Consider the following 3,225-nt stretch of genomic DNA (forward strand, 5'->3'; position numbering starts at 1 on the left):
GGGCTACGAACCCTCAGGCGGCACCGATCTTGCGTGACGGCGCCGATGGACATCGACTTCCGCGAACTCGGCGCCTACGAGCGCTACAAGCTGATGGCCAGCCTGATCGTGCCGCGGCCGATCGCGCTGGTCACCACGCTCGGCGCCGACGGCGTCGTCAACGCCGCGCCGTTCAGCATGTTCAACATGCTCGGCGAAGACCCGCCGCTGGTGTTCATCAGCGTCAACCGCCTGCACGACGGCCGGCTGAAGGACACCGCGGCCAACATCCTGCGCAGCCGCGAGTTCGTCGTGCACCTGACCGACGAGGCGATGAGCGCGCAGATGCACGCCTGCGGCAGCGCGCTGCCGCCGCACCAGAGCGAGCTCGACCATGCCGGGCTCACGGCGCTGCCGTCGCGCTGCGTCGCGCCGCCGCGCATCGCGCAGGCGCCGGTGGCCTTCGAGTGCGTGCTGCACGAGACGCTGGAGACCGACAGCCGCTACGTCTTCCTCGGCCGCATCCTGTGGCTCACGGTGCGCGACGGCCTGGTCGACGCCGAGCGCTGGCGCGTGCGCCTGCAGGACTACCGCCCGGTGGGCCGCTTCGGCGCGAGCTTCTACGTGACGACGAACGAGCGCTTCGCGATCGGCGATGCGCGCGCCAACGCGATCGACGAGCTCTGATCTCAGCGCTGGAAGATCGCCTTCGTCTCGCCGTCGATCGGCGCCGAGGTGTGCTGGTGGACGATCTTCCAGCCGTCGCCCTGCCGGACCAGGGCCATCGTGATGCGGTTGGTCATCGAGCGCAAGGTGGCGCCGCCGGCATCGATCGCGGCGAACGAGACGAAGGCGTGCAGCACGGCGAGGTCCTGCGCCACCCGGGTTCGCACTTCGCTGAAGGCCACGAGGACGCGCTCGTCGCGCAGCGAGCCGAACCAGCCCTGCACCATCTCGCGCCACGGTTGCTGCCCGTCATGGGACCAGCGGTGCCACATGTCGAACACGCGCACGTCGGCAGCGTAGAGCGCCACGAAGGCCTCGACGTCCTTGGCGAGGACGGACTGCGTGTAGCCGTGCAGAAGCTGCCGGATCGCGGCGGGGGTGTCGGTGTCGGTGGCTGAAAGGGTCATCGATTTCTCCTGGCATGAAGAGGTGGGTCTGCAGACGACGATCGACGCGGTGCGAAATCGACAACGGGCTCATCCCGGCGGCGACGCCTTCAGCACCTCGACGACGAACTCGATGAAGGCGCGCACCTTGGCCGCGGGCCATTGGCGCGACGGGTAGAGCGCATACAGCGGGAAGCGCTCATCGGGCCAGTCGGGGAACAGGTCGACGAGTTGGCCGCGGTCGAGCTGCGCCTGGATGCCGATCGCCTTGATCTGCGCGATGCCGGTGCCGGCCAGGCAGGTCGCGAGCAGCGTGCCGGGGTCGGTCAGCATCAGGCGGCCGGCGGTCGGCACCTTCAGGTGCTTGCGGCCGCGCAGGAATTCCCACGCAAACGGCTGGCCGGTGGCCATGTCGCGCACCTGGATGCAGGCGTGCTGCGCCAGGTCGCCGGGCGTGGCCGGGCGGCCGTGCTGCTTCAGGTAGGCCGGTGACGCGACCGTGACGATGCGGCTCTCGAGCAGCTTGCGCGCCACCAGCGACGAGCTCGGCGGCTCGCCGAAGCGCACCGCGATGTCGAAGCCCTCGCCGACCAGGTCGCCGAGCTGCTCGCGGGCGATCAGCTCCAGCGTGAGGTCGGGGTGCAGCGCGAGGAAGCGCGGCAGGTGCGGCGCCAGCAGCAGGCGCGAGGTGAACGCATCGGTGTTGACGCGCAGCCGGCCCTGCACGGTGCCCGACGAGCTGGTGGCGTGCGTCACCGCGTCTTCGATGCCGAGCACCAGCGGGTTGATGTCGGCATAGAGCCGGCGGCCTTCGTCGGTGAGGTTCAGCGAGCGGGTCGTGCGCTCGAGCAGGCGCACGCCGATGCGCGCCTCCAGCCGCGCGACGGCCCGGCTGACGCCGGACGGCGTCATGCCCAGGGCCTCGGCGGCGCGCACGAAGCTGCCGCCTTCGATCACCGCGGCCAGCACGCCGACGTTGGAGAGCAGGCGGCCATCGAGTGCCATCGTTCGCTCAATTCATGATTCAGTGTCAGCAATGATATGCCTGAGGCTGCCTTTACTCAAAGGGTGCCGCTTCCTACGATTCGCCTCCTGATTGACGCAAGTCGAAACAACGAAAGGAAGTCTTCATGCATGCCATCACCGGAATCACGGGCCAGGTCGGCGGCGCGGCCGCACGCGAGCTGCTGGCGCGGGGCGAGCGGGTGCGCGCCGTCGTGCGCGATGCCGAGAAGGGGCGCGCCTGGGCGGCGCTCGGCTGCGAGGTCGCGATCGCCACGCTGGACGATGCCGCGGCGCTGGCGCGGGCCTTCGACGGCGCCACGAGCGTGTTCGTGGTGCCGCCGCCGGTGTTCGACCCGGCGCCGGGCTTTCCCGAGGCGCGGGCCACCGCCGCGGCCCTCGACCAGGCGCTGCGCGCCGCGCGGCCGGCGCGGGTGGTGTGCCTGTCGACGATCGGTGCGCAGGCGGCGCAACCGAACCTGCTGAGCCAGCACACGCTGATGGAGGAGGTGTGGTCGGCGCTGCCGCTGGACGTGACGATCCTGCGCCCGGCGTGGTTCATCGAGAACCTGCGCTGGGACATCGACGCGGCGCGCTCGCAGGGCGTGATCCCGGCGTTCCTGCAGCCGCTGGAGCGGCCGGTGCCGATGGTGGCCGCAGCCGACGTGGGGCGTGTCGCGGCGCGCCTGCTGACGGAGAAGGGTGCCGGGCAGCGCATCGTCGAGCTCGAGGGCCCGGCGCCGGTCAGCCCGGACGACATCGCTGCTGCGTTGGCGCAGGCGCTCGGCCGGCCGGTGCGCGCCGAGGCGGTGCCGCGCGACAGCTGGGAAGCGCTGTTTCGCAGCCAGGGCATGCGCCACCCGCAGCCGCGCATGCGGATGATCGACGGCTTCAACGAAGGCTGGATCCGGTTCGCGGGCGGCGAGGCGGTGCCGATGCAGGGCACGACCGGCCTCGCGAGCGTTGTCGAGCAACTCGTGGGGTGATCGCCACGCGCGGGCGGGCGGGTCGCAGAATCGGCGCATGAGTGTCGATGACTGCACCCGCCGCGAGTGGCTGGCCGGCCTGGCGGCCGGTGCGATGGTGAGCGCCGCGCCGGCCCGTGCTGCCGCGGCGCTCGAACGCCGCATCC

At 71.2% G+C, this 3,225-nt stretch carries 4 protein-coding genes; 2 read left to right on the top strand and 2 right to left on the bottom strand.

Features of this window, described 5'->3' with window-relative positions:
• The first annotated feature begins 45 nt into the window (after positions 1–45).
• On the top strand, positions 46–666 hold the full coding sequence (locus AC1D01_RS26845; protein WP_477871807.1) for a flavin reductase family protein: 621 nt from the start codon (positions 46–48) through the stop codon (positions 664–666).
• 2 nt (positions 667–668) lie between these two features.
• Here AC1D01_RS26845 and AC1D01_RS26850 read toward each other — a convergent pair whose 3' ends face one another.
• Together AC1D01_RS26850 and AC1D01_RS26855 are read right to left on the bottom strand one after the other, a co-directional pair.
• On the bottom strand, positions 669–1,112 hold the full coding sequence (locus AC1D01_RS26850; RefSeq protein WP_477871801.1) for a YybH family protein: 444 nt from the start codon (positions 1,110–1,112) through the stop codon (positions 669–671).
• A 69-nt stretch (positions 1,113–1,181) separates the two neighbouring features.
• On the bottom strand, positions 1,182–2,096 hold the full coding sequence (locus AC1D01_RS26855; protein ID WP_477871803.1) for a LysR family transcriptional regulator: 915 nt from the start codon (positions 2,094–2,096) through the stop codon (positions 1,182–1,184).
• Between the two features lie 125 nt (positions 2,097–2,221).
• Here AC1D01_RS26855 and AC1D01_RS26860 point away from each other — a divergent pair, with 125 nt between their 5' ends.
• Positions 2,222–3,079, top strand: a complete 858-nt coding sequence (locus AC1D01_RS26860; RefSeq protein WP_477871805.1) for an NAD(P)H-binding protein — start codon at positions 2,222–2,224, stop codon at positions 3,077–3,079.
• The last annotated feature ends 146 nt before the right edge of the window (positions 3,080–3,225 follow it).

Source organism: Rhizobacter sp. P3_B12 (assembly GCF_056402895.1).

Excerpts from the sequence above, each read along its gene's own strand:
- AC1D01_RS26850 (WP_477871801.1), bottom strand. The coding sequence starts at position 1,112 with ATGACCCTTTCAGCCACCGACACCGACACCCCCGCCGCGATCCGGCAG.
- AC1D01_RS26855 (WP_477871803.1), bottom strand. The coding sequence starts at position 2,096 with ATGGCACTCGATGGCCGCCTGCTCTCCAACGTCGGCGTGCTGGCCGCG.
- AC1D01_RS26845 (WP_477871807.1), top strand. The coding sequence starts at position 46 with ATGGACATCGACTTCCGCGAACTCGGCGCCTACGAGCGCTACAAGCTG.
- AC1D01_RS26860 (WP_477871805.1), top strand. The coding sequence starts at position 2,222 with ATGCATGCCATCACCGGAATCACGGGCCAGGTCGGCGGCGCGGCCGCA.